General features: G+C 43.5%; 26 protein-coding genes and 2 tRNA genes. 12 read left to right on the top strand and 16 right to left on the bottom strand.

The window, feature by feature from the left end; genetic code table 11:
* Positions 1 to 142 precede the first annotated feature (142 nt).
* Positions 143 to 1,249, bottom strand: a complete 1,107-nt coding sequence (locus R7035_RS01365) for a M20/M25/M40 family metallo-hydrolase (protein WP_213969537.1) — start codon at positions 1,247 to 1,249, stop codon at positions 143 to 145.
* A 539-nt stretch (positions 1,250 to 1,788) separates the two neighbouring features.
* Here R7035_RS01365 and hppD point away from each other — a divergent pair.
* The 8 genes from hppD to R7035_RS01325 all read left to right on the top strand — a co-directional run bounded on the left by hppD (position 1,789) and on the right by R7035_RS01325 (position 7,400).
* On the top strand, positions 1,789 to 2,862 hold the full coding sequence (gene hppD, locus R7035_RS01360; protein WP_130546050.1) for a 4-hydroxyphenylpyruvate dioxygenase: 1,074 nt from the start codon (positions 1,789 to 1,791) through the stop codon (positions 2,860 to 2,862).
* Positions 2,855 to 3,985: a homogentisate 1,2-dioxygenase gene (locus tag R7035_RS01355; RefSeq protein ID WP_042521907.1), complete on the top strand. Its 1,131-nt coding sequence runs from the start codon at positions 2,855 to 2,857 to the stop codon at positions 3,983 to 3,985. Before hppD ends, R7035_RS01355 begins: the two co-directional genes overlap by 8 nt.
* A gap of 9 nt (positions 3,986 to 3,994) precedes the next feature.
* A complete protein-coding gene (locus R7035_RS01350) occupies positions 3,995 to 5,032 on the top strand; it encodes a fumarylacetoacetate hydrolase family protein (RefSeq protein ID WP_213866576.1) in 1,038 nt (345 codons plus the stop codon).
* A 21-nt stretch (positions 5,033 to 5,053) separates the two neighbouring features.
* Complete coding sequence (gene maiA / locus R7035_RS01345; RefSeq protein WP_213866575.1) at positions 5,054 to 5,722, top strand: maleylacetoacetate isomerase; 669 nt, start codon at positions 5,054 to 5,056, stop codon at positions 5,720 to 5,722.
* A 195-nt stretch (positions 5,723 to 5,917) separates the two neighbouring features.
* Positions 5,918 to 6,577, top strand: coding sequence for a DUF2726 domain-containing protein (locus tag R7035_RS01340; RefSeq protein ID WP_047100684.1), 660 nt, complete (start codon positions 5,918 to 5,920; stop codon positions 6,575 to 6,577).
* Positions 6,578 to 6,696: 119 nt separating this feature from the next.
* A complete protein-coding gene (locus R7035_RS01335) occupies positions 6,697 to 7,035 on the top strand; it encodes a hypothetical protein (RefSeq protein WP_005377830.1) in 339 nt (112 codons plus the stop codon).
* 179 nt (positions 7,036 to 7,214) lie between these two features.
* Positions 7,215 to 7,291: transfer RNA gene (locus R7035_RS01330), tRNA-Val, on the top strand.
* 32 nt (positions 7,292 to 7,323) lie between these two features.
* Positions 7,324 to 7,400, top strand: a tRNA-Val gene (locus tag R7035_RS01325).
* Between the two features lie 259 nt (positions 7,401 to 7,659).
* Here the strand turns inward: R7035_RS01325 and R7035_RS01320 are convergent.
* The 15 genes from R7035_RS01320 to R7035_RS01250 all read right to left on the bottom strand — a co-directional run bounded on the left by R7035_RS01320 (position 7,660) and on the right by R7035_RS01250 (position 18,697).
* The gene (locus R7035_RS01320; RefSeq protein ID WP_017820907.1) at positions 7,660 to 7,890 is read right to left on the bottom strand and encodes a hypothetical protein; all 231 of its coding nucleotides are present in this window, start codon (positions 7,888 to 7,890) and stop codon (positions 7,660 to 7,662) included.
* 129 nt (positions 7,891 to 8,019) lie between these two features.
* Positions 8,020 to 8,658 (bottom strand): DJ-1/PfpI family protein, encoded by a 639-nt coding sequence (locus R7035_RS01315; protein WP_054574092.1) that lies wholly within the window; start codon positions 8,656 to 8,658, stop codon positions 8,020 to 8,022.
* A 165-nt stretch (positions 8,659 to 8,823) separates the two neighbouring features.
* Entirely contained in the window at positions 8,824 to 9,222 is a 399-nt protein-coding gene (locus R7035_RS01310; protein ID WP_031780991.1) for a VOC family protein, read from the bottom strand.
* 205 nt (positions 9,223 to 9,427) lie between these two features.
* Positions 9,428 to 10,000: a hypothetical protein gene (locus R7035_RS01305; RefSeq protein WP_225466652.1), complete on the bottom strand. Its 573-nt coding sequence runs from the start codon at positions 9,998 to 10,000 to the stop codon at positions 9,428 to 9,430.
* 192 nt (positions 10,001 to 10,192) lie between these two features.
* Entirely contained in the window at positions 10,193 to 10,642 is a 450-nt protein-coding gene (locus R7035_RS01300; RefSeq protein ID WP_132936613.1) for a nuclear transport factor 2 family protein, read from the bottom strand.
* A gap of 128 nt (positions 10,643 to 10,770) precedes the next feature.
* A complete protein-coding gene (locus tag R7035_RS01295; protein WP_017820912.1) occupies positions 10,771 to 11,160 on the bottom strand; it encodes a lysozyme inhibitor LprI family protein in 390 nt (129 codons plus the stop codon).
* Between the two features lie 404 nt (positions 11,161 to 11,564).
* The gene (locus R7035_RS01290; RefSeq protein WP_005377824.1) at positions 11,565 to 11,816 is read right to left on the bottom strand and encodes a TIGR03643 family protein; all 252 of its coding nucleotides are present in this window, start codon (positions 11,814 to 11,816) and stop codon (positions 11,565 to 11,567) included.
* Positions 11,817 to 11,914: 98 nt separating this feature from the next.
* Positions 11,915 to 12,415 (bottom strand): GNAT family N-acetyltransferase, encoded by a 501-nt coding sequence (locus tag R7035_RS01285; RefSeq protein ID WP_170897122.1) that lies wholly within the window; start codon positions 12,413 to 12,415, stop codon positions 11,915 to 11,917.
* Positions 12,416 to 12,565: 150 nt separating this feature from the next.
* A complete protein-coding gene (locus tag R7035_RS01280) occupies positions 12,566 to 12,946 on the bottom strand; it encodes a hypothetical protein (protein ID WP_170897121.1) in 381 nt (126 codons plus the stop codon).
* 153 nt (positions 12,947 to 13,099) lie between these two features.
* Positions 13,100 to 13,504, bottom strand: coding sequence for a DUF1801 domain-containing protein (locus tag R7035_RS01275; protein WP_005377820.1), 405 nt, complete (start codon positions 13,502 to 13,504; stop codon positions 13,100 to 13,102).
* Between the two features lie 141 nt (positions 13,505 to 13,645).
* Entirely contained in the window at positions 13,646 to 13,978 is a 333-nt protein-coding gene (locus R7035_RS01270; protein ID WP_005377819.1) for a YnfA family protein, read from the bottom strand.
* Positions 13,979 to 14,042: 64 nt separating this feature from the next.
* The gene (locus R7035_RS01265) at positions 14,043 to 14,510 is read right to left on the bottom strand and encodes an Sbal_3080 family lipoprotein (protein ID WP_005385757.1); all 468 of its coding nucleotides are present in this window, start codon (positions 14,508 to 14,510) and stop codon (positions 14,043 to 14,045) included.
* 416 nt (positions 14,511 to 14,926) lie between these two features.
* Positions 14,927 to 15,610: a DUF4336 domain-containing protein gene (locus tag R7035_RS01260; RefSeq protein WP_054574095.1), complete on the bottom strand. Its 684-nt coding sequence runs from the start codon at positions 15,608 to 15,610 to the stop codon at positions 14,927 to 14,929.
* 249 nt (positions 15,611 to 15,859) lie between these two features.
* On the bottom strand, positions 15,860 to 17,335 hold the full coding sequence (locus R7035_RS01255) for a Na+/H+ antiporter NhaC family protein (RefSeq protein WP_005377816.1): 1,476 nt from the start codon (positions 17,333 to 17,335) through the stop codon (positions 15,860 to 15,862).
* A gap of 18 nt (positions 17,336 to 17,353) precedes the next feature.
* Positions 17,354 to 18,697, bottom strand: coding sequence for a glutamine synthetase family protein (locus R7035_RS01250; protein ID WP_017820915.1), 1,344 nt, complete (start codon positions 18,695 to 18,697; stop codon positions 17,354 to 17,356).
* 340 nt (positions 18,698 to 19,037) lie between these two features.
* On the opposite strand from R7035_RS01250, the gene R7035_RS01245 reads away from it, so the two are divergent.
* From R7035_RS01245 to R7035_RS01230, 4 genes are read left to right on the top strand one after another with little or no spacing between them, the layout of a single operon-like run.
* A complete protein-coding gene (locus R7035_RS01245) occupies positions 19,038 to 19,784 on the top strand; it encodes a gamma-glutamyl-gamma-aminobutyrate hydrolase family protein (protein ID WP_005377814.1) in 747 nt (248 codons plus the stop codon).
* An 18-nt stretch (positions 19,785 to 19,802) separates the two neighbouring features.
* Positions 19,803 to 20,360 (top strand): HTH-type transcriptional regulator PuuR, encoded by a 558-nt coding sequence (gene puuR / locus R7035_RS01240; RefSeq protein WP_005377813.1) that lies wholly within the window; start codon positions 19,803 to 19,805, stop codon positions 20,358 to 20,360.
* A gap of 35 nt (positions 20,361 to 20,395) precedes the next feature.
* Positions 20,396 to 21,880: an aldehyde dehydrogenase gene (locus R7035_RS01235; RefSeq protein WP_064368212.1), complete on the top strand. Its 1,485-nt coding sequence runs from the start codon at positions 20,396 to 20,398 to the stop codon at positions 21,878 to 21,880.
* A gap of 37 nt (positions 21,881 to 21,917) precedes the next feature.
* The gene (locus R7035_RS01230; protein WP_017633977.1) at positions 21,918 to 23,195 is read left to right on the top strand and encodes an NAD(P)/FAD-dependent oxidoreductase; all 1,278 of its coding nucleotides are present in this window, start codon (positions 21,918 to 21,920) and stop codon (positions 23,193 to 23,195) included.
* Position 23,196 lies beyond the last annotated feature (1 nt).

The raw sequence follows: 23,196 nt of genomic DNA, 5'->3' as shown, positions 1-23,196 counted from the left end.
AGTGAGCTAGGGGAATTTCTTTGAAGATCTGATATCAAGTTGGCATGACGGGAAGTAATTTTGCTTCGATACAAATTAAAATCCCCTTCAAGCACAGGCTAGAAGGGGAAGATAGTCAGTCTGCTCTTCAAAAGGCACGACGTTAACTGACTAGGAAATGTTTCACGAACTCAGTGATTTTGACCATATCACTTACCGCGATAAACTCTTCTGTCGTGTGTACTTTTGCCATGCCAGTTGAAAGGTTGACAGTTGTGAGACCTTTCTTGTTAAAGTTGTTGGCATCGCTACCGCCGCCAGTGCCTTTTGTGAAGGCGTCAATTCCCAACTCTGAAAATGCTGCTTTTATAGCGTTTACGTGTGGGTGGTTTTCTTCAATAACAAAAGCGTCATAGGCTCGGCTAGATTCAATTTCGACTTCTGCACCGTGTTTTTTACAGACAGACTCTAATGTTGAGATCATATGATTGACCTGAGCATCTAGTTTATCGCCATTCAGGGAGCGTGCTTCTGCCACGATTTTTAATTCAGGCATAACAATGTTTGTGGCCTGACCGCCGTTAACCATACCGATGTTGGCTGTCGTTTCTTCGTCGATGCGAAGCAGCTTCATTTGGTTGATGGCATCTGCCGCCACCATGATCGCACTGATGCCTTCTTCTGGCGCAAGCCCTGCGTGTGCTGGTCGACCTTTGATTTTTGCCATGATTTTTTGCTGGCCTGGGGCTGCGGTCACAATGGTGCCAATAGGGCCACCTGTGTCTAACACGATTGCTTCCGTTGAATTGACATGTGACATATCGAAGTATTGTGAACCGAATAAGCCGCCTTCTTCATACACGGTGAAAGCAAGTTCTAACGTTTTGTGCTCACGGTTTTCCGCTTGAATACAACGAACGGCTTCCATGATAGCAGCAATACCAGATTTATCATCGCCACCAAGAATCGTATTGCCTTTTGAACGGATAACACCGTCTTCGATGATTGGCTCAATGCCAATGCCTGGAGTGACCGTATCCATATGACAGCTCATTAGGATAGAGCCGTCTTTTTTGCCGTCTAAACGGGCGTATAGGTTAAAGCCGTTAGAAATGTGCTTAGGCACTGGAAGCTTGTGCACGGTGAAGCCTAGGTCGCCTAGCTGCTCTGCCAGTGTTTCTGCAATTTGTTTTTCGTTTGTTGATTCGCTATCGATACGTACCAGTTGGCAAAAATGTTCAACTAAGCGTTCTTGATTAATGTGTGTCATTAGATGTCTCTTTTTCTGATCGAGCGTGAAGCCTTGTGGCTCGGCTCGATAGGGAACAGAGCACCACTTATGGCATAGTTACTTTTGAATAAAACTGAGGTGAATCAATAAAGGGGTATCCATGACACGATTCTGACCGATGAGCCTTTCGAACTGTATGAAACGTCACGAAACATTACTTTCGATGTTTTGTAGGACCAAATGAATGAAGCAGATAGAAATAGGGGGCAATAGGCTTTCTATCCCTCTTTTACTTTTTAAGCTACGTTGCCAAGATAAAATGCCAAAGTAACAACTTGTTTACATTTTTCATGTTGGCGTAAAGCCGAAAATATCAATCTAATATATTGAAAATAAGCAGTTTGTTTGATGTTTACGAAAGTGGGTTCGATGCGCTCTCTGTGTGTAACATATATTTTACAATTATGCGTAAAAATCGCCAAGATAAAGATTTCTCCCCACGTATTCCAATTTCTCAAGACCTGCGCCAAGTTAGAAAAATAAGTCCAAACAAAAGCTACTGAGACAAGGAGAAAGTCATGGTTGATGCATATAACCCATTAGGAACAGACGGATTTGAGTTTGTTGAATATACCGCTGCTGACAACAAAGGCATTCAACAGCTTAAAGATCTGTTTATATCGTTAGGTTTTGCGGAGATTGCAAAGCATCGCTCAAAAGAAGCGTGGTTATATCGACAAGGTGACATTAGCTTTATTGTGAATGCGCAGCCGCATAGCCAAGCTGAGGGATTCGCCAAAGTTCACGGTCCGTCGGTTTGTGGCATGGCATTTCGTGTGAAAGACGCCACCGTTGCTCTGGCGCATGCGTTAGAGAATGGCGGTAAAGAATATAAAACGGAAATTGGGCCGATGGAGCTAAGCATTCCTGCTATTTATGGCATCGGTGAAAGCTTGCTTTATTTTGTCGACCGTTATGGAAAGCAGAGCATCTATGATGTCGATTTTCGTTTTTATAATGATGCTGATGAGCGTTTATCAAAAGCGAATGTTGGTCTTTACGAAATCGACCACTTAACGCACAACGTTAAGCAAGGCAACATGGATGTCTGGTCTGGTTTCTATGAGCGCATTGGTAACTTCCGCGAAATTCGTTATTTCGATATCGAAGGTAAGCTGACTGGTCTTGTCAGCCGTGCGATGACCGCACCTTGCGGCAAAATCCGAATTCCTATCAATGAGTCGTCAGATGATAAATCACAGATTGAAGAGTTTATCCGTGAATACAATGGCGAAGGTATTCAACACATCGCATTGACCACTGACGACATCTACGAAACGGTCAAAACCTTGCGTGAGCGAGGCATGGACTTTATGCCAACGCCAGATACTTATTACGAGAAAGTCGATCAGCGTGTTGAAGGTCACGGTGAAGATGTAAGCAAGCTTCGTGATTTGCAGATTCTTATTGATGGTGCACCAACGAAAGATGGCATCTTGCTACAAATCTTTACTCAAACCGTTATCGGCCCTGTGTTCTTCGAAATCATCCAACGTAAAGGCAATGAAGGCTTTGGCGAGGGTAACTTCAAAGCGTTGTTTGAATCGATAGAAGAAGACCAAATTCGTCGAGGAGTATTGAGTGATGCATAAATGGATCACATTCCCTCACCGGGAGGGAGTGTGCTCTAAACAAGCGCATGCTGACTTCCCGGAAGAGGCAATTTATGAACGTGAGGCAGGTCGAAGTGGCTTCTTCGGCCCCGCAACACATTTTCATCATCAACATGCCCCAACGGGGTGGTCTGAGTGGGAGGGAGAGCTACGTCCACGAGCGTTCGATTTTAATCTAGTCGAGAAAGCCAGCCATATTACCCCTTGGGCAGTCCCGCATCTATTACACAACGCGAATTGTAAAGTTCGTGTTTGGCGTATGGATGAAAAAATGGACTTCTTGGTGAGAAATGCAGATGGCGACGAACTGCTATTCATCCACCAAGGTACGGCAGATCTCTACTGTGATTATGGTCATTTGAAAGTGAGCGAAGGGGATTATGTCATGATCCCGCGCTCAACGAGCTGGCGTTTAGAACCAAGCGAGCCGATGTTCATTCTGATGATTGAAAACACCGATGCGGCTTATACATTGCCCGAAAAAGGCATGGTTGGAAACCACGCGGTGTTTGATCCGGCGGTTTTAGAAACGCCGTCGATCAACGATCAGTTCCGTGCTCAATATTCTGAGAATCAAACACAGGTTCAGGTGAAACGCCACGATAAAGTCAGTGTTATCACTTACCCATTCAACCCGCTGGATGCGATTGGGTGGCATGGTGATTTGGCGGTAGTAAAAGTGAACTGGCGTGATATTCGTCCACTTATGTCACATCGTTACCATTTACCGCCTTCTGCACATACTACATTTGTAGGAGCAGGATTTGTGGTGTGCACCTTCGTTCCTCGTCCAATTGAAAGTGATCCTGGAGCGCTCAAAGTACCGTTCTACCACAACAATGACGATTATGACGAAGTCTTGTTCTACCATGCAGGTGACTTCTTTAGTCGTGACAACATTGAAGCGGGTATGGTGACATTCCATCCAGCAGGTTTTACACATGGCCCTCACCCGAAAGCTTTCAAGGCAGGGCGAGAGCATAAGAAGACTTTTGCCGACGAAGTCGCGGTCATGATTGATACGCGTCACGCACTTCAGTTTTCGGATGAGCTGGAAAAAGTAGAAAACAAAGAATACGTCTATAGCTGGCAAGAGAAGTAAGAGGCAAGGATGAAATTAGCAACCAAGAAAAATGGCACTCGTGACGGTTTGTTGATGGTCGTGAGCAAAGACTTAACGCGCTGCGTACCAGCGACAGAAATTTTCCACCCCATGAACTTAGCACCGACGATGCAGGTGGCGCTTGATAACTGGGATACGCTAGCACCACAACTGGAAGAGCTATACGTTGCACTGAACAATGGCACGATTGCAGGGTATGAAGAGTTTGAAGCGCACTACTGTGAGTCGCCGCTTCCTCGCGCTTATCAGTGGGCTGATGGCAGTGCTTACGTAAACCACGTTGAGTTGGTTCGAAAAGCTCGCGGCGCTGAAATGCCAGAGAGTTTTTGGACGGACCCGTTGATGTACCAAGGAGGCTCTGATGCCTTTATTGGACCTTGTGACAATATCGAGTTTGCCAGTGATGAATGGGGTATTGATTTCGAAGGTGAAGTTGCTGTGGTAACTGGTGACGTACCAATGGGCGCAAGTGTTGCAGAGGCTCAGGAGTCGATTCGTTTGATCATGCTGGTGAATGATGTCTCACTACGTGGCCTAATTCCGGCAGAGTTAGCTAAAGGGTTTGGTTTTTTCCAATCTAAACCTTCTTCTGCGTTTTCTCCTGTGGCAGTAACACCTGACGAACTCGGCGAAGCGTGGTACGAAAACAAAGTGCATTTACCATTGCTCTCGACCTACAACCACAAGCCGTTTGGTCGCCCGAATGCAGGTATCGATATGACGTTTGATTTCGCAGACTTAATTGTTCACGCGACTAAAACGCGCCCGCTATCTGCTGGGGCGATTATAGGCTCAGGTACGGTATCCAACAAGCAGGGAACGGAACATGGCACTTCGATTGAGGAGGGTGGTGTTGGTTATTCATGTATCGCGGAAGTTCGCATGATTGAAACCATTCGTGATGGTAAGCCGTCGACTAACTTCATGTCGTTTGGAGATTCAATCAGATTGGAAATGTTCGATGCGGATGGCAACAACATATTCGGTTCGATTGACCAACAAGTTAGCCAATATCTCAGGCACTAACAGTGCTGGTTGGGAGACGATATGAGCGATAGCATGATTTTATACGGATACTGGCGATCATCGGCGGCATATCGTGTGCGTATTTGCTTGAATCTTAAAGAGTTACCGTATGATTCAAAATCGGTACACTTGGTGCGCAATGGTGGCGAACAACACAGTAACGAGTACCATGAGTTAAACGCTTCTGAACTGGTTCCTTTGCTGGTGGATGGGGAGGTTCAGTTAACCCAGTCACTGGCGATCATTCAATACTTAGAAGAACACTACCCGGATGTCACTGTGATCCCCAAGCAAACGCCGCTTCGATACCAAGCGCTAGCTTTGGCTCAGGATATTGCAATGGAGATTCATCCCCTGAATAACTTGAGAGTTCTACAGTATTTAGAGGGGGAGTTAGCTTGCGAGCCAGAGCGCAAAGTCGCTTGGATTCATCACTGGATCCACAAAGGTTTTACAGCATTAGAAGAGAAACTTCAGAAGCATCGTAAACTAAATGGTGATTGCAAGTTTAGCCTGACAAGTTCGCCATCTATTGTCGATATTTGTCTGGTACCACAATTTTATAACGCACAACGCTTTGGTGTAGATACCTCTCTTTATCCAACCATTAACGCTGTTGTGCAGTCATGCAATCAACTGCCCGCTTTTATTGATGCGATGCCAGAGAATCAGCCAGACGCTAATAGTTGATTCTTAGCATACATAATGTATTAACAAAATTTAAACGAGCCAATCCAAGTGTGTGATTGGCTTGTTTTTATTGGTGAGCAAAATTTTCTGTTTCTCGCTATCGTCGTGGCGCCTCAAAATTGCGAGGTTTTGTTGCTCTGCATAACATTTCCATTTACGCTTTGAGCAACGAGTTGTTTTGGATGCACTTTATTTATGACCAACATTTTTATCATTGTTGTTCTTCTGGTTTTATTCTTCTTTGTTATTCAAAAGTACGTGATTAAGCACGATGACACGCGTGATTATCCTTATCGCTCGAAAGGCCCTCTGCTCAGAGGTCAAGAGGGTGCGTTCTATAATGCGTTAAGAGCTGCGGTCGGGGAGCATGCCGTAGTATTCGCGAAAGTAAACATGTCCAGTTTGGTTACGCCAAAAGAAATCAAAAATAAGAAGCAGTTTTTTGTCGCGAACAATCGTATATCTCGAAGCTATTTTGATTACGTTATTTGTGACCCAAGGACACTAGAGCCGCGCGTTATCGTTGAATTGGATAATGGGCAGGAGCTAAACAAGGGTAAGATAGAAAGACAAAAGTTATTGATTCATGTTTGTAAGACGGCCAACCTGCCTTTAATTGGCGCCTCGGTAAAGCACAGTTATCAAGTTGGGCGATTACGTCGTTTGCTTGCGGCACACATTGATTTGATTGAGCCTGATAAAGAAGTGCGCTTTTGCAAAAAATGCGGCAGTCCGATGATCATTAAAACCGCAAGCCAAGGTGAGTTCAAAGGGAGACGTTTCTTTACTTGTAGCCGTCAGCCGAATTGTACATACACCGAAAATTATAACGTTGTGTTTGAGGCGGACGACTAAACACGACAATTAACCTGCAGAAATAAGGGGCTTTGATTAGAGATGATCAAAGCCTTTTTTGTATCTGTCCTCAAGGCAAGACCTATACTTTGAAAAAGAGTGCAGAATAGGGCAGCCATATGCGATACGGATGGATTTTGTCAGCATTGTTCATCGCATCTAATGTTAGTGCGATACCTAATTTGAAACCACTAGAGTGTGAATTGACAGAGACACCCCAAGATCATTTCTTGTTTTACCGAGAGCAAATGGTTTACCACAGTGAGCAGTTTGTCATATTTCAAAACTTCAAAGGCAGGGTGAGCACTCAAGTGGATGTTAAAACAGGAGAGTTGATCCGTACAACCTATATCGGCGAACCATTTAAACCTAAATATCAGATTTTGTTTGGTACTTGCCCTAAGGTATCGCAAACCTTACAGATTTGGATGCTCAGTGAAGTGCCTTACGACAATTAAGTGAGATAATAAAAGTTATATAGATCACACTTTTAAACCCTACAGGCCCAGTTCTTGTCGATAAAATCATCTGAAAACGCGTGTTGAGTTTACATTTTCGCCAAACGGTTCAAAGTTGGCAAATTTGTGCTTGCACCGTCGTTCGCTTATAGCTAATATCCTCGTCGTTCCAGAGAAATGCGTCCGTAGCTCAGCTGGTTAGAGTATCGCCTTGACATGGCGGGGGTCGGTGGTTCGAGTCCACTCGGACGCACCATTCTGAATTGAATGGTTAGGAACAAAAAATTTGGGTCCGTAGCTCAGTTGGTTAGAGTACTACCTTGACATGGTAGGGGTCGGCGATTCGAGTTCGCCCGGACCCACCAAATTTTAGAAAAAGCCCACCTTTTGGTGGGCTTTTTTGTGTCTGTAATTCATTGATACTCAAGTAAAACTACTTCTTTTCTTGTCCCTTGTTTTTGCTCTGCTTTAGCCCCTTGTTAGAGATAAAAGCGCACTACTTGATCCGCAACACTACCTCAAAACCCTAAATGCAATGCATAAGGTGTATACGCTTCAAACCCACTAGAGCCGTCTATAAATTATGTTGCGTGCCACTAGCCGTGGCATTAGAGACACTGACTATTAATCTAAATTATCTGGCGTGTGAAGATTGGTGCCGCATATTGTACATTTGTAGTCACCAGTCGCTTCGCCTTCCATTAATGAGCTAATTATTGCTGCAAATAGACCTGAGAAGAAACCTTTAGCTTTTTTCTCGGTCTTTTCCTGCGCTTTAGAGAAGCTTTCGTACCGATGTAGCGTTACTTCTTTACAATTACAGCAAAACGCTCTTGTCTCTTCAGAACCGTACATTTTTACCAATTGATTTACTCCCTGTAAGTTAATTTCCCCAAGTGGCGTTATGTTCAAGGGTAAGTCACACAAGACTGATGTGTGACTTACCCTAAACACTAAAACTAACGTAATGTAAAACACCACATGTTATGAATGATTATTTAACGCCTTGTTATCCGAGCTTGCTAACTCTGCTGATTGAATAGTTGTGGCAATAAGCTCTTCAAATAGCTCTAATTGCCCAGCAGGTATCAATTGATTTTGTATAGCTTTTCGTTTGTTTGAGTCAAATAGCCGTTCTGTTAACCAACCAATTAGATACATCAGTGAAAGACAGCCACCGGCCGTCGCTACATTACCGTCTATCACGAGAGGCAGATCCTGAACATCTCCTCCCATACTTTGTAGAACAGCCTTTGCATCTGGGTTTGTTGTTAATCGCTTGCCTTTTAGTAAACCGAGTTCATGGAGGATGAATGATCCCGCACAAATCGAACCTATTAGCTGCCTATTTGGATCAAGATTCAACGCCGACATAAATTCAGCATCTTTTAAAGCGGCTGGAATACCCCGTTTGCCGCTTGTAATAAGAACGACATCTTGATTCGTCACCTCAGAAAGGTGTCCGTCTGTTTTAACTTTCATACCGAGGTGGGAATGATGTTCAGATTTAGTTCCAAGTATACTTACTGTCCAACTGTCGGTTGTGCGCCCCAGCAAGTCATACATAAGAAAGAAATCGACATCCGTGAAATCATCAAATAAAACAACGCCGATTTTATACATAACATTTATCCTTTTGGACTTACTCGTAAGTCGCAAAATCTGTAGTAGGAGGGGAGGGGCATTCGATACACAAGCTTCTGCTAAGCACCTTGAATACCAAAGGCGGTGCAAACTAACAATGCCATGTGTACCAAATCCCTATTATAAAACTTTGTTATGTTTGTTTTATGAGCCCGCCCAGAAAAACTCAACCCTAATACCACTTGGGTCGTAACACATTAAATGTTTTGCGGGTCCTGTTTTAACAAGCTCGGGACCAAACTCAATTTCGATTCCCGACGCCATAAATTGATCACGCAACTCATAGAGTTGCTTCTCAGTCTCTACGAGTAAAGCTAAGTGATGCAAACCAATATTCGTTTTTCTGTCAAATGGAGTGGCGGCATCAGCCTTAGCCGCCCATAGTGTAAGCATGATATGCCCATCACTCACAAATATTGCCGGGTAGTCTGGATTTCTTTTTACTTCACTCCAACCTAATTGTTCAGTGAAAAACTTCGCGCTTGCTTCTAGGTTAGATACGGTTAAACCTACGTGGTGTATGCCTTTTGTTAACACAGTCACTTTGTTTCCTTACTCGTTTTAATGGCTATCAAACAAAGATAACTCGATAAAAAGTAAGCATCAATACACATATATTGATTAACTTCGTCAATCTATTCGAATACGGTAATCCAACTGGAAACATAACATTGTAAACAAGAAACCCAATCTTGAACTAAAAATTAAACTTAGAGTTCATTCTTAAGTCCTGTATTAATCAAATACATTAATAGCCATAATATTTAAGCCAGCCTATAGGGCATATCATTCCATTAAAGGTTTGAATGTTCTTATTCAAGCTAACGTCTTCCAATTTGTAACAGTGAACAACATTACTAGTCGAAGTAGATGCTGGTGTTGAATACGTCACAGGTTTAGAAGCGTTTGCTTTATGTATTTCATGTGCTCGCTGTTGGTCTATCGCCACTTGATTCTTATGATTGTTAACTTCTCGCAATCCAGATTCTAGGGGTAGGTGCCAATCCTTACATGTTGTTCCTAAACCATCATTCTGAGACTGATATTCTGATAACGCTACACGAGCTTCATTTACCGACTGATCGATATCGGACTGATCGACTAGCCAAGTAGAAAAAGAATAGTTAATGGCCTCTCGATAGTTTACCGATTGCTCTAAGCTATAAGCATCGGAATGAAAACAGGCCTCTACCACTGCCCATTGAGTCGATAGGTTTGATAATACGTTTTCAGGTATAGGCTGTAGCTGGCTTTGCGTAGACTGGCAACCGGCTAGAAGAAAAGGGACAGGGAGTAGTTTTAGAAAAAATTTTTGGTTCATTTTAATCTTAAAATTAATGCAATCTTTTTCATTATCATAATACAGGACGATTGAAGAAAGTAGCATTTCTATCAGTAAGGGAATGTGGCTAACGCACTGATAAGGTGTGAGTAAAGCGATATCAAAGCCCTCAACACACCTTAACTACGAATACTACCGCATAACAAAGATGCTATGCGGTAACGGTAGTATTCAGGCTTGAACAGTTTGTCGCACGTTGCTCTCGCCTGACAGCACGGAAATTCTCTCAAAATCTCGACTCGGAAAGTCAGGATCTACGTACACAAACATACGACTTATCATTTTTCCTTCAAACTCAAATACACTACAAAAACGCCCTGTGGAAACTTTGTTGTCCGGCCAAGAGGTACCATCACTCATTACGCCGCCTTCCTGTCCTTCAACAATGACCTTGTTTCCAGCAGTCGTTATTTGAAAGCCGTCTATGTCGTGCCAGATACTAATCAACGAGCTACCAATCCTATTGCCAAACTCCACTAAGGCACTCTTTCCTTTCACTTGCCCAAATTTAGGAAAGAAAAAGTCAACATCCTCTGAGAATAGATCCAGATAGCTAGGATCACCGGCATCTATTTTCTCGAAATACTTAACTACTAGCCCAACTAAATCGTCTTTTTCCATAATTATTTCACACCCATATAAGCTTTACGCACAACCTGAACGCTTGCATCTTAAACACAGAGTACATTTAAACTGAAATTGCCAAGAGTTGCGAATCTTATTGAAGTGCCTTGTTAGATGTAATCCGTTTAGCCTACGTATACACCATTGAAGTATTCGACGCGTTCTAACGTCATTCTTAACTTACATTCTTCAATCTGGACACCTTGCCAGGGTGAGGGTGTGGAAGACAGGCCCGTAAATTCACATTCGGCGTCTCTGTATTTTAGCCAAGCTCTTTGGGCCTTTCGAAATGGCTCTACCAGTTCGGTCTGAGACCATGTTTCCCTTAGTGCTTTTTCTTCCTCACCTATTCTAGCGATTGCTTCCTTGTAACTTTCGTTAAGCTCTTTATCTGCAGATTCCATTTTCTTTTCTACACACTGATAACCAGCCATAACGCCACCGCCTTTTACTTTGCAGGGATCTTCAACATCATCAGAGGCCAAGCAAGGTAAAGAAACCAACGCAAATATCATAAGTAATTTGTTCAAAATTGCCTCCAAGCTTCGAGTGCTTGTTAAACCGTTATCCGCTATTTTTCCTTTTCAATCATGCAGCTTTTTATCTGTGCCTTCAAAGATAAAATAGAAGGTTAGTGATTCTAGTGCCTAAATAGAAGGTAAAAGAGATTGATACACAGGTTAAATGACGCCGTAATCTGAGTTATTTTTAGTGGGCGTTTGGTGTTAATCTTTTCTGTGGAATCATTAGTTTGATGGCGTCTGAGGATGTTAATATGACTCCCATGGAATTTATTATCGCCCTGAAACACCTAGGTTGATTTAAGTGGTGACTATTCCCCTCCAATCATGAAGTTGATTCAAAGGTAGGGCGATAAATGTTGCGATTCGTAATAAAAATTTATGCCAAGTGCAGTTCGCTATCGCGGCTTATATTGAGTTGGGCAATAACCTCTAATGATGTCTGAGTTTCGTAGCTTGTTGTGTTTTGTATTGCGCCCCGAAACCCTTTTACGCCACAATTTAAAGCTACTTGATTTGAGCCGGCTACGCATAAACTGAATCACGTCGGATTCATTCAAACCAAATTGAAATTCGATAGCCTCAAATGGGGTGCGGTCTTCCCATGCCATTTCTATTATTCTTGACTCAGTTTCCGAGGTCAGTTTCATTTCAAATAACCTATTTTAGAAAAGACATTGTTACGACGGAAATTGAGTCTTGGTTCAAATGTTCTTATATGCGTGCTTAGTGTTTAGCGACTTAACACCTACAAAAACTTCTCAATGAGGACTTCGTCTACGTATTTCCCACGAACTTTTGCATGCTTCTTCGCGGTCCCTACGATTTCGAAGCCTTGTTTGAGATAGGCTGATAACGCTCGCTCATTCTCGCTGCGAACGTACGCAAATAGTTTTTCGTAACCCTTTTGTTTGGCTACTTCGAATGTCGATTTGAAAAGCTGTTTAGACACACCTTGGCCACGAGCACCGTCACTAACAAACGTACCAATTATGCCAACATGGTCAAAAGCTTTTGTATATTGTGCAAAGGGCTCGATATTTTGGAAACCAATGACTTGTGAGCTATTTTCGGATAAAGCGACTGTAAACACGCCCCGTTCTGGGAAATGAGTAATGAACTCTTTTTCTTCTTCAGGTGTGAAAGGCGTATCTAATACAGTGTATAAACCTTCAATAATGATGGGATTGAGGACGTTTGTAATGCCTTCAGCATCACCTAAAGTTACCTGACGTACAATTAAATTCATGCCACTTAGCTCCTATTAAAATTAGGGCTGTTTTGTACATGAGTTGGAGACTTGCGGCAACAAGTAACGTCATTAAGTCGTAAAGAATATACCTATTACACTTAAACGGCGGTTAATAGTGCTGATTGTTACTTTAGTATTTCTGATATATCACTTTTTAAGTGACGGCTTAACTTCTACAGAATATTTCCACATCACGATCCCGTTTTCTACAAGATCATAACTCGCGCTTTGACCCTCGGAGTTGAGTACAAATACCGGCATTTCCATCCTTGACGTAGCGCCATCTCGGTTGCATGACATGGTAGCTTCAAGCTGTATGCTATTTTTGCTCGGTTCTGAAAGGGTTCCTAAGTACGTGCAGCCGTCGAAAAAACTGGTTTTGCTTTTTCCTTTAGAGGATATTTCAAAAGTCGGAAAAATGAATGTTGATTGAGGCTCTGTTACTACCACATTGACTTGATAGTTCGTCACTGAAAAAGCATTGAAATGAGCTCCAAGCATAAGTAAGAACAAGATTTTTGATTTCATAAACTCTTCTTTATTTCGATATTACTAGTTTGGTTACGGAGCTATTAACGTGACCACTTAATCTAAAACTTTACTGCGGAAGCATTAAAAAGGATACAAAGGTAGAGTAGTTGAATATGGTTAATCGGCCGTAAATAGTTTTATTAAGCGATTTTACATACCTAAAAGAGGTAAGTTCTTTCGCTTTTGATAGGTTAATGCTAATTCTAAACAGGTCTTGATTGAAGCTTCTGGCAAAGGTGCTGATAAAGATAGAATTATTGCTCGATTACCCTGAAACTCAAGTGAGTCACTATACAGTTCGTGGAATGTGTCGACGAGCTTAGTTTGGCAATTAAAGAACAGATAATAACGACTAGGCGTTTTCTGTTTCCAATCCATCCTTACCGGGCTACCTGTTTTCACACTGTAGCTTGGCTCTCCCCATTTTAGAGATTCTTCAACTTCCCCCAGTTTTAATTCAGAAGCGATAGTTAAGACGATATTTCGTAGCTCTTCTATCCGAATACGCACATGTTTTGGATACTCATCAAATCTTGCCTTCACTGCATGGTTCATTGGTATCTCCTATAAATAGCGCTGTTTTGGGGTGAAGCCCAAGCATACTTTGGCTATGTAGCAATTACGTCATAATGTTATTAATCAATAAATCTAGCACATAGCCAAAATACTAAGCGTAAGGGTTTCCCTCGGTTACGTTTAGGATGCTCTGGGTGAAAACATGATGATTGACATGCCAAGCATAGCGACAGAAACCCCCACTATGTCCCAGAGCGTTGGTCGAACGCCGTCGATACACCACAACCATAGAATTGCGACAAAAATATAGACACCACCGTAAGCGGCATAAACTCTGCCAGTTGCGGTAGGATGTAAAGATAGAAGCCAAGCAAACATAGCAAGGCATAGCGCTGCCGGTACCAAAAGCCAAACTGACTTATCTTCCTTTAACCAGAGATAAGGTAAGTAGCAGCCTAATATTTCTGCAATGGCGGTTATAAAGAAAAGCCCAATGGTTTTGACTTCAGTCACTTAAACATTCCTATCTTTATCTACAAATATATGATGCTGGTTAAATGGGCAATTGCTCGGCTCATTACATTTCGCCCAGCTTAATCTTGGATTGAGCCTCACTCACGGTTTGTTTACCGAATAACAAATCCATCATCGAAATGATTCGTTTGTTGTCTTTACCCCATTTATCTGGATTCGCGCTGTTTGGTGCTTTAAATTCAACTTGTCCTACTTTTTCGTTATTTTTGTAGGCTTTGATCTGAGCATCAGCGATAAATGTTCTAAAATCCCAGCTCCAGCGTGATACGTAAGTAAGTGTCAGCTCAGAGCTAACAGGAGGAGTGCCGTCGCTTACGACTGTGCATTTATGGGCGGTATCCAAACACCAGTCTTGCATCGAATCTAAGAAAACATCTCGCGTGGCGTTGTCTTTTACGATGGTGATTTCCTTGCTCTGATTTTCTTTCGAGATTGTTTCTACCGTATACTTTGGTGCCGCACATGCGGCTAATAGAATAGGCAAGCTTAGAATGATGAGTTTTTTGTGCATCTTATGTCTCTTTTTTAAATTTATATATTCAAACAACTTCAAGATACTGAGTTCAACGAGAATAACTAACAAGCATGGCAACAGTTATTAACAAAACCTTTAGAGTCGAAGGGTTTGTTTCGGGAGTATGCCAATGTCTCGAAGCAAAATAATTAGTAAGAGATTGCTATAGCGTTATGTTAACTCTTGAACTTATGTCCGTATCAATGTTCAGAATTCTTCGCATTGAAGTTTTTGAAGTGCAATTCTAACGGAATTTTAAATTGCTGCATAATGCTCAATTAAGAGGAATAGGGGAGCTTATCGTTAAACATAACGTGTAGTTCTGTAAATTGCCCCCTAAGACTAAGCTAAAAGGGCCTAATGTTTTAAAATAGCTTCTTGTCTATTCTGTTGTGTGAGTTTTCAATGTTGTCTCATACTAGCCACTTAAAAGAGCGCTGTAAGAACTTGTCTGCATTATCAAGGACGATTTCACCGTGAGCCATAACCAATATATTAGGTTTCCAAGACAGCAGTTTATTTAAGTGTTTTCGAGCCTCTTGTTTGCTAAACATAAAACTTAGGCGCCAATCCAAAGGCATTTTTCCATTCGGAGCAAGAATACCGGCCCCTTTAGCCACAAACCGCTGCCAGTAGTTAAAGTCCTGGCCAGAAAAATTCTCGACGAGGTCAGTAACAATTAAGGTCTTTGAAAGTCGATGATAAAACACACACTCTTCCATTAATGGAGAGCCAGAAAATAGTTCTTGTTCAACCTCAGAGTTCCAAGCATTACCGCCTTGGTTAAGTGAAGCGTGAAAGTGTATATCACGGCACTTCTTGATGACTTCATCTGTGCCATAAACTTCTGCGCTAGGATAGGCAAATACCCATTCAGATAAGAACAAGTGGTGTAAATGATTAGGAGCGATTAAGTATTTCACTTGGCCTAGATTGTTGATTTGCTCTCTAATCGAATTTGATAACTTAATTGGACTATGAACCCAAAGGCCACCATCAGAAAGCCTAACAATAGTCATACGAGTGGTGTATGGGAGTCCTAAGAATTGGACGGGATCTCCGTCAAATATCCATATCTCTTGGGCTAACTTTTTCATGTCTCTCCAACCGTTAACACTGTATTAAGGCGGCATTTAAGTTACTCAAAAGCTGCCTTGTTGCACAATAAACGCTTCGCTAAGCGTAAACCAAAAATATTAGGTTTGCCAAGCCCTTATTGAGTGCAGCTGTACATCTTTGAGTATTTTTATACTGAACGAACGTAAAGTAGTTTTAAGAGGATCATTTGACTTGATAGAACAAAACCCCGCTATTTTTGAGCAGGGTTTTGCAATTAGATAAAGGGGCTAACCGATGATGAAGAAGAAAATCGCGGTTGCAACAATACCAATCAACGCATAAGGAAACTGTGTGGTTGCGTGTTGCATTGCTGTACAGCCCGAACCTTGTGCAGATAACACGGTTGAGTCACTAAAGAAACAAGAGTGGCTCCCTGCCGCTGATGCTGAAAGCAGCGCTGCAACGGTTAAGTGTAGAGGCACACCAAGCTGTTCGCCCAAAGGTAGAACAATTGGCATCGCTACTGCAAACGTTCCCCAAGACGATGCCGTTGCAAATACCAACGCGCCCGTAATCATAAAGATAATCGCCGGGAAGTAAGACGCTGACAGGTAAGGGCTGACGGTCTCAATGACATACTGCGTGACGCCCAATGAGTCGTTGACCGATTTCAACATGAAACCACCAATAACGGTCGCAAGCGGCAGTAGCATAACCTTAATGCCATCATAAACAGCTTCGAACATGTCGTTCATCGAGATCAGTTTTTGTGCGCCGTAAAAGCTAATAGTAAAGATTAACGCGACGAAAACACCAGCAAGTAGATCGATACCAAAATACCAACTTGCGGCAACAAGTACGATCATTGGTAACAAGAAGTTGACAAGGCCCATGGTTGGGTTGGTATGTGCAGATACATCGGGACCAAAGTCGACATCTGTTGCACCGTCTGGACGAACTTGACCATTCTTCGCACGCTTTTCTGCCTTTTTCATCGCACCTAGATCTGGGATCTTTTCCATTGCAACCAGCAAAACAATCACCAGCGTTACCCAGCCGTAAGCCATGTATGGAATAGCTTCAATGTATGCTTTGATACCATCTCCCGCTTCTGCTACTCCGTTTGCTTCTAGCAACGAACTGAAGAAAATTGCCCAAGTGGAAATCGGTACGAGGATACAGATAGGCGCGGCGGTTGAATCCACAAGATATGAGAGCTTTTCACGCGAGATTTGGTAGCCGTCCGTAACTTTTTTCATTGAGGAAGAAATTGCAATCGCATTCAAATAATCGTCGATAAAGATCAGAATACCTAAAGCAAAGGTCATCAGCATCGATTGCTTACGGCTTTTTACTTTCGTGACCAGCATGTCGGAGAAGCTTAAGATACTGCCGCCTTTCTCCAAAATAGCAATTAGGCCGCCCATCAAACCACAAACGAGGATGATCCAAGCAATAGTTTCATCCATCATTACACTCATGGAAATATCAACAATCTGTTCCACCGCTTCAGTTGGGTTAAGCAGAAGAACACCGGCAATAGCGCCGCTAAAGAGGGCTTCCACAGTTCGGTGTGTTGTCAGCGCAAAGACCAATACCAACGCCGTTGGTAAAAGACTCATCCATCCGTAGGCTTCGCCTTCCTCATGGTTCAAACCGATTGTGGTAAAAAAGACAAACGTCGCAACCGAGATTAAAGAAACAATAATGTGTTGAGAGTTGATTTTAAGAGGCGCATCCAGCGCCTTGGTCTGCGTAGTCATAAAGTTCATTTCCTTTGTTTATGCCGAGTGCAACATCCAGTCGATTTCCAATGGAGTAATCGCGCGCTCAAATTCTGCGAGTTCACTCTGTTTGCAAGCTAGATACAAATCGATAAAATCTCTTGAGATGTATTGAGCCAGCTCACTGTGCTCCAGTCGCTCTAGAGCTTCTGACATACGCAGAGGTAACTCAATTGCATCATCACTGAGAGTCGGTGGACATTGATCTTTGGTGTAGCTTTCACTCGCTAATACTGCGGAAAGTACTACTGCAGCGAGAATGTATGGGTTAACGTCAGCGCCTGCTATACGATGCTCTATACGGCGATTTTTGCTATCGCTGATAGGCACACGCAACGCAACACCGCGGTGGTTTTCTCCCCAATCGGCTTTGGTTGGGACGTAAGCGCCAGGAACAAAGCGACGGTAAGAGTTAACGTTAGGACAGATTAGGGCCATGGCATCGGATGTTTGTGACAGCATCGCTGCCATGGTTTGATAGAAGAAGGCGCTCGCTTGACCGTCTGGTTGGCTAAAGTGGTTGTTACCATCTGTATCAACCAAGCTGAGGTGAATGTGCATGCCATTACCCGCTTGCTCACTAAAAGGTTTCGCCATAAATGTGGCGTCAAATCCGTGCTGATGAGCGACCTGGCGAATCAAGCGTTTTGCGATGATGATTTCATCACATGCTCGAAGCACATCTTTAGAATGGTTGAAGTTGATTTCGAACTGCCCTGGTGCCGATTCAGATAGGGCTCCGGAAGTGTTTAAACCTTGTTCTAATGCAATTCGATTAAGGTCGGCCAAGAAATCAGCGTAGTCATCTAGTCCATCAAGGTCGTAAACCTCGGTATCTTTTTCTCGAGTTTTTTTCGTGGGGTTAATTGCCGTTAATGGTTCGCCATTTTCGCCGCGGGTTTTGTCTATTAAATAGAACTCCAGCTCGAGCGCGACGCAAGGATATTGGTCTTTAGCATGCAGTGTTTGCAATATAGAAGCGAGAATGTTTCGGATGAACAGTGGGTTAGGGTGCTGCCCGGTTTCATCCATCATACTAAGCAGTAGCTGACCAACTTGTTCTTTTGCCGTCGGCATTAAGGTGCCGCTGATTGGATAGCAGAGATTATCTGGTTCTCCGAGATCTTCTCCCAACCCGGCTGTTTCAACGACGTTACCTTTGGTATCTAGGGTGATGGTCGAAAGGGGGAGGGCAACACCTTTATTCAGTTTTTCTAGAGCATCTATCGGGATGCGTTTTCCTCTTGGGGTGGCATTTATATCGGTAAAGATGAGATCGATAAATTCAATATCGGGCCATTTTTGTTTAAAATTTTGTACTTCCTGTAGATACGATTCCATTTTCTTCTCCAAATAGCCTGACGAGTAGAAATTAGAAATAACCAAATTAACAAATAAATTACAGCACTCTGAGCGAGCTGTTTGTTTTTTAGGTTATTTTTAATTTAAACATGTACTTACACTGTGTTTTTGATGTTTAACGGCTGGTTTTTATGTCTTTCTGTTAACTATTTTGTAACAGTTGGTTTTGTTTTGTTCAATATAATGAGCATAAATATTCAGTTTTGAAGCCTAAAAAGTGCTTCAGATCACGTTGTGACGATAATAATGGTCATCTGTGTTGATAATTTTGTACATGGTTTGTAGGGTTTGTGTTAAATAAATTGAACACGGACATATCATGGCAGATACACACAAACCCATCATTGGTGTGGTTAGCTGCGCTAAAGAGTTGGGTGGCTATCAGATACAAGCGGTCAACGACTTTTACCTTCGCGCCATAAAGGATTTTGGAGGACTACCGATTATGTTGGCTCCCGACATGTCGGGCGATGACGTAACCACCATCCTAGACATATGTGATGGTTTTCTTTTTCCTGGCAGCCACTCTAACGTTGCGCCACATCGATACAATGCAACGCACGAAGAGAGCTACAAAGATGAAGCTCGTGATGAGCTCTCATTCACGTTAATTCGTCATGCGGTTGACCAAAACATTCCGTGCCTTGGTATTTGCCGCGGCTTTCAAGAGATGAATGTCGCACTCGGTGGCTCGTTAAACCCAGCCGTTCATGACTCCGGCTTCAATGACCATCGTGAAGCGCCTGTTGAAGATTTCGAACAAAAATACGCGCCAGCACACGCTGTGCTAGTTCAAAAGCAGAGCTTATTTGAACAATGGCTGGTGCAAAATCATTGGGAAAACACCACCTTCTTTGAAGTGAACACACTACACAACCAAGGCGTCGATCAGCTTGCTCCTCTATTACAAGTAGAAGCTAAAGCCCCGGATGGCTTGGTAGAAGCATTTAGTCTTCCTAATCAAAAATTTTTCGTTGGCGTGCAGTGGCACCCAGAATGGGAAGCAAAAACCAATCATTTCTCTCAAATTTTGTTCAATGAATTTATGATGGCTACCTCTCGTTAAACGTTTGGAGCTGTATGAATGGACAATCAAGAGATTGGTAAAAATATTGTTCAGTTACGAAAAAAACATGGATTGTCACAAAGGGAACTAGCCGAGCGCGCTGGTATTACCCACAGTGCAATCTCATCCATTGAAAATGGCAAAGTGAGCCCGTCGGTCAGCTCACTACAAAAAATCGTTAATGTATTTTCTTTATCGTTATCAGAGTTTTTCACTTTTGAACAACCTTCGAACGATGAAGTGAAAGTAGTCATCAAGCCGTCAGATCTTGTGGAAATCGGAAGCGAGACGGTGTCCATGAAACTGGTAACGAATGGCGACAAAGATCAAGTCATCGGATTCTTGATCGAGGAATACGCACCTTATGGAACCACTGGTGCGGCAGAAATCAAACACGAAGGCGAAGAGATTGGCACCGTATTAGAGGGTGAAATCACTCTGGAATATAAAGGGCAATCTCATGTCATAACAGCGGGCGAGTCGTACATTATTGATACGACGAAGCCCCATCGATTTACAAATCACACAGACAAGGCTTGTCGAATGATAAGTGCGCATACGCCAACCACATTTTAGTGGGGGCTTGCCTTGTGTGATCACAAGGAGAGCGTATGAAAACCCAAGAGCAATGGATTGAACTAAAAAACAATCTAAACATCGAAAACAGGGCGTACATTAACGGTGAATACAGTGCCGCTTTAACAGGGCAAACCATCCCGGTAGTTAACCCAGCAACAGATGAGATATTCACCGAAATCGCCCGTTGCCAAAATGAAGATGTTGATCTCGCGGTTTCATACGCTCGCCAAGCATTTCAATCCGGTCAGTGGAGCGAGAGCAGCCCAGCTCATCGCAAAGCAGTGCTTAAACAGTTTGCTGACTTGATTGATCAAAACCAAGAAGAATTGGCTCTGCTAGAAACGCTTGATACCGGTAAGCCTATCTCTCACAGCTTCTCTACCGATATTCCTGGCGCGGCGAGTGCATTACGCTGGTACGCAGAAGCAATCGACAAAGTATACGGCGAAGTTGCCCCAACCGAAAAAGATGTACACGCTTTTATTTCTCATCAACCAATTGGTGTGGTTGCTGCGGTTGTACCGTGGAACTTCCCCCTTTGGCTTGCGTGCTGGAAGCTTGGTCCTGCTTTAGCCGCTGGTAACAGCGTGATTCTAAAACCGTCAGAAAAATCTTCTCTCACCGCGATATTTCTAGGTCAACTTGCTTCTCAAGCGGGCTTACCAACAGGCGTTTTCCAAGTCATTACGGGTTTTGGTCATGAAGCTGGCGACGCGCTGGCGAAACACCAAGACGTAGACTGCATCGCCTTCACAGGCTCGACGCGCATTGCAGGCCAACTGATGGTCAGATCGGGTGAGAGCAACCTAAAGCGCGTGTTTGCAGAAGCGGGCGGCAAGAACGCGAACATCGTGTTTGAAGATTGTGATGATTTAGACCGCGCAGCAGCAGAAACCGCCGCAGGGTGTTTCTACAACCAAGGTGAGGTGTGCGTCGCGGCAACCCGCCTGCTTGTTCACGAAAGCATCAAAGATCAGTTCTTAGAAAAAGTTATTCAAGCGTCGAAAGCGTTCACGCCAAAAGACCCAATGGACCCAAGTTCATCCATGGGAGCGCTTATCGATCAAGATCATAAATCAAAAGTGTTGGAATACATCTCGTTAGGTGAATCAGAAGGTGCAAACGTACGTTGTGGCGGCGATGTCGATGGGCAAGGTGCATTTGTTTCCCCAACCATTTTAGACAACGTCGACAACAAAATGCGTGTCGCTCAGGAGGAAATTTTTGGTCCGGTGCTGTGTGTCATTCCATTCAAAGACGAAGCGCAAGCAATTGAGATCGCTAACGATTCGAAGTACGGCTTAGGTGCTGCACTTTGGAGCAGCAATATCAACCGCGTTCATCGCGTAGCAAAACGACTGCAAGCCGGCTCGGTTTGGGTCAACAACTACAACGAAGGTGATATGACGGTCCCATTTGGAGGATTCAAAATGAGCGGAAATGGTCGAGACAAGTCTCTCCACGCGATTGAAAAATTCACCGAAACCAAAACCACTTGGATTCGCCTCCATCCTTAAGCCTGCTGACGATTACGATAAATAAAGGAATAGTTCTATGAACAAGCATACGGATTCGTTCTACGCGCACTCTGTGCCAAACATGCCGGAATACCCACAGTTGCAAAACGACATCGAGTGCGATGTGTGTGTAGTCGGTGCGGGATTTTCTGGTCTTTCTTCTGCACTACACCTTGCAGAAAAAGGTTTTAAAGTCGTTGTGCTAGAAAGCGCAAAAGTGGGCTTTGGAGCAACTGGTCGTAACGGTGGCCAAATCGTTAACAGCTACAGCCGAGATGTTGACGTGATTGAAAGCCGTTACGACCAAAACCAAGCTAAAGCTCTGTGCGATATGATTTTTGAAGGCGGCGATATCATCCGTGGCCTGATCGACAAATACGACATCAACTGTGATTACAAGCAAGGCGGCTTGTTCACGGCACTGAACAGTAAACAACTCAAAGGGCTAGAAGAACATAAGAAGAACTGGGAGCGTTACGGCAACGACCAACTGACTCTGCTTGACGCAGGAGAGGTAGAACAAGCGGTAGGCACTAAAGTATACACTGGCGGCTTGTTGGATATGCGCGGTGGTCACATTCACCCGCTTAAACTCGCGTTAGGTGAAGCCGCTGCGTTTATTTCTCTGGGTGGCCAAATCTTCGAACAGTCGGCGGTCGTATCGATTGACAAAGGGATTAACCCAGTAGTGAAAACAGCGCAAGGCAGCGTGAAGAGCAAGTACGTGGTACTGGCAGGTAACGCCTACCTTGGTGGTTTGGCACCAAACATCAGCAACAAAGCGATTCCGTGTGGCACACAAGTGGTGGCGACTCAGCCTTTGAGTGATGAGCAGCTAAAACAAGTGCTGACCAGTGACTACTGCGTTGAGGACTGTAACTACTTGCTTGACTACTTCCGCTTAACCGCCGACAAGCGTTTGTTGTTCGGAGGTGGCGTGGTTTACGGCGCACGTGACCCAGAAAACATTGAAGCATTGATTCGTCCGAAGATGGAGAAAGTCTTCCCACAATTGAAAGGCATCAAGATTGATTACACCTGGACGGGTAACTTCTTGCTGACTTACTCACGCATGCCGCAATTTGGCTCGTTTGCAGACAACATTTACTACCTACAAGGCTACAGCGGTCACGGTGTAACGTGTACTCACCTAGCAGGCAAGTTGCTGGCTGAAACCTTGACTGGACACGCAGAACGCTTTGACGCGTTTGCCGCTCTGAAACATTACTCCTTCCCGGGTGGCCGCCACTTCCAAATTCCGTTTACGGCAATGGGCGCGGCTTACTACAACCTACGTGACAAACTGGCGATTTAAG

Origin of the sequence: Vibrio sp. 1731 (assembly GCF_033339955.1) — a bacterium.
GTDB classification, from domain to species: domain Bacteria; phylum Pseudomonadota; class Gammaproteobacteria; order Enterobacterales; family Vibrionaceae; genus Vibrio; species Vibrio alginolyticus.
Note: the sequence above shows the minus strand (reverse complement) of the source record. Positions and strands in the feature narration are given on the sequence as shown.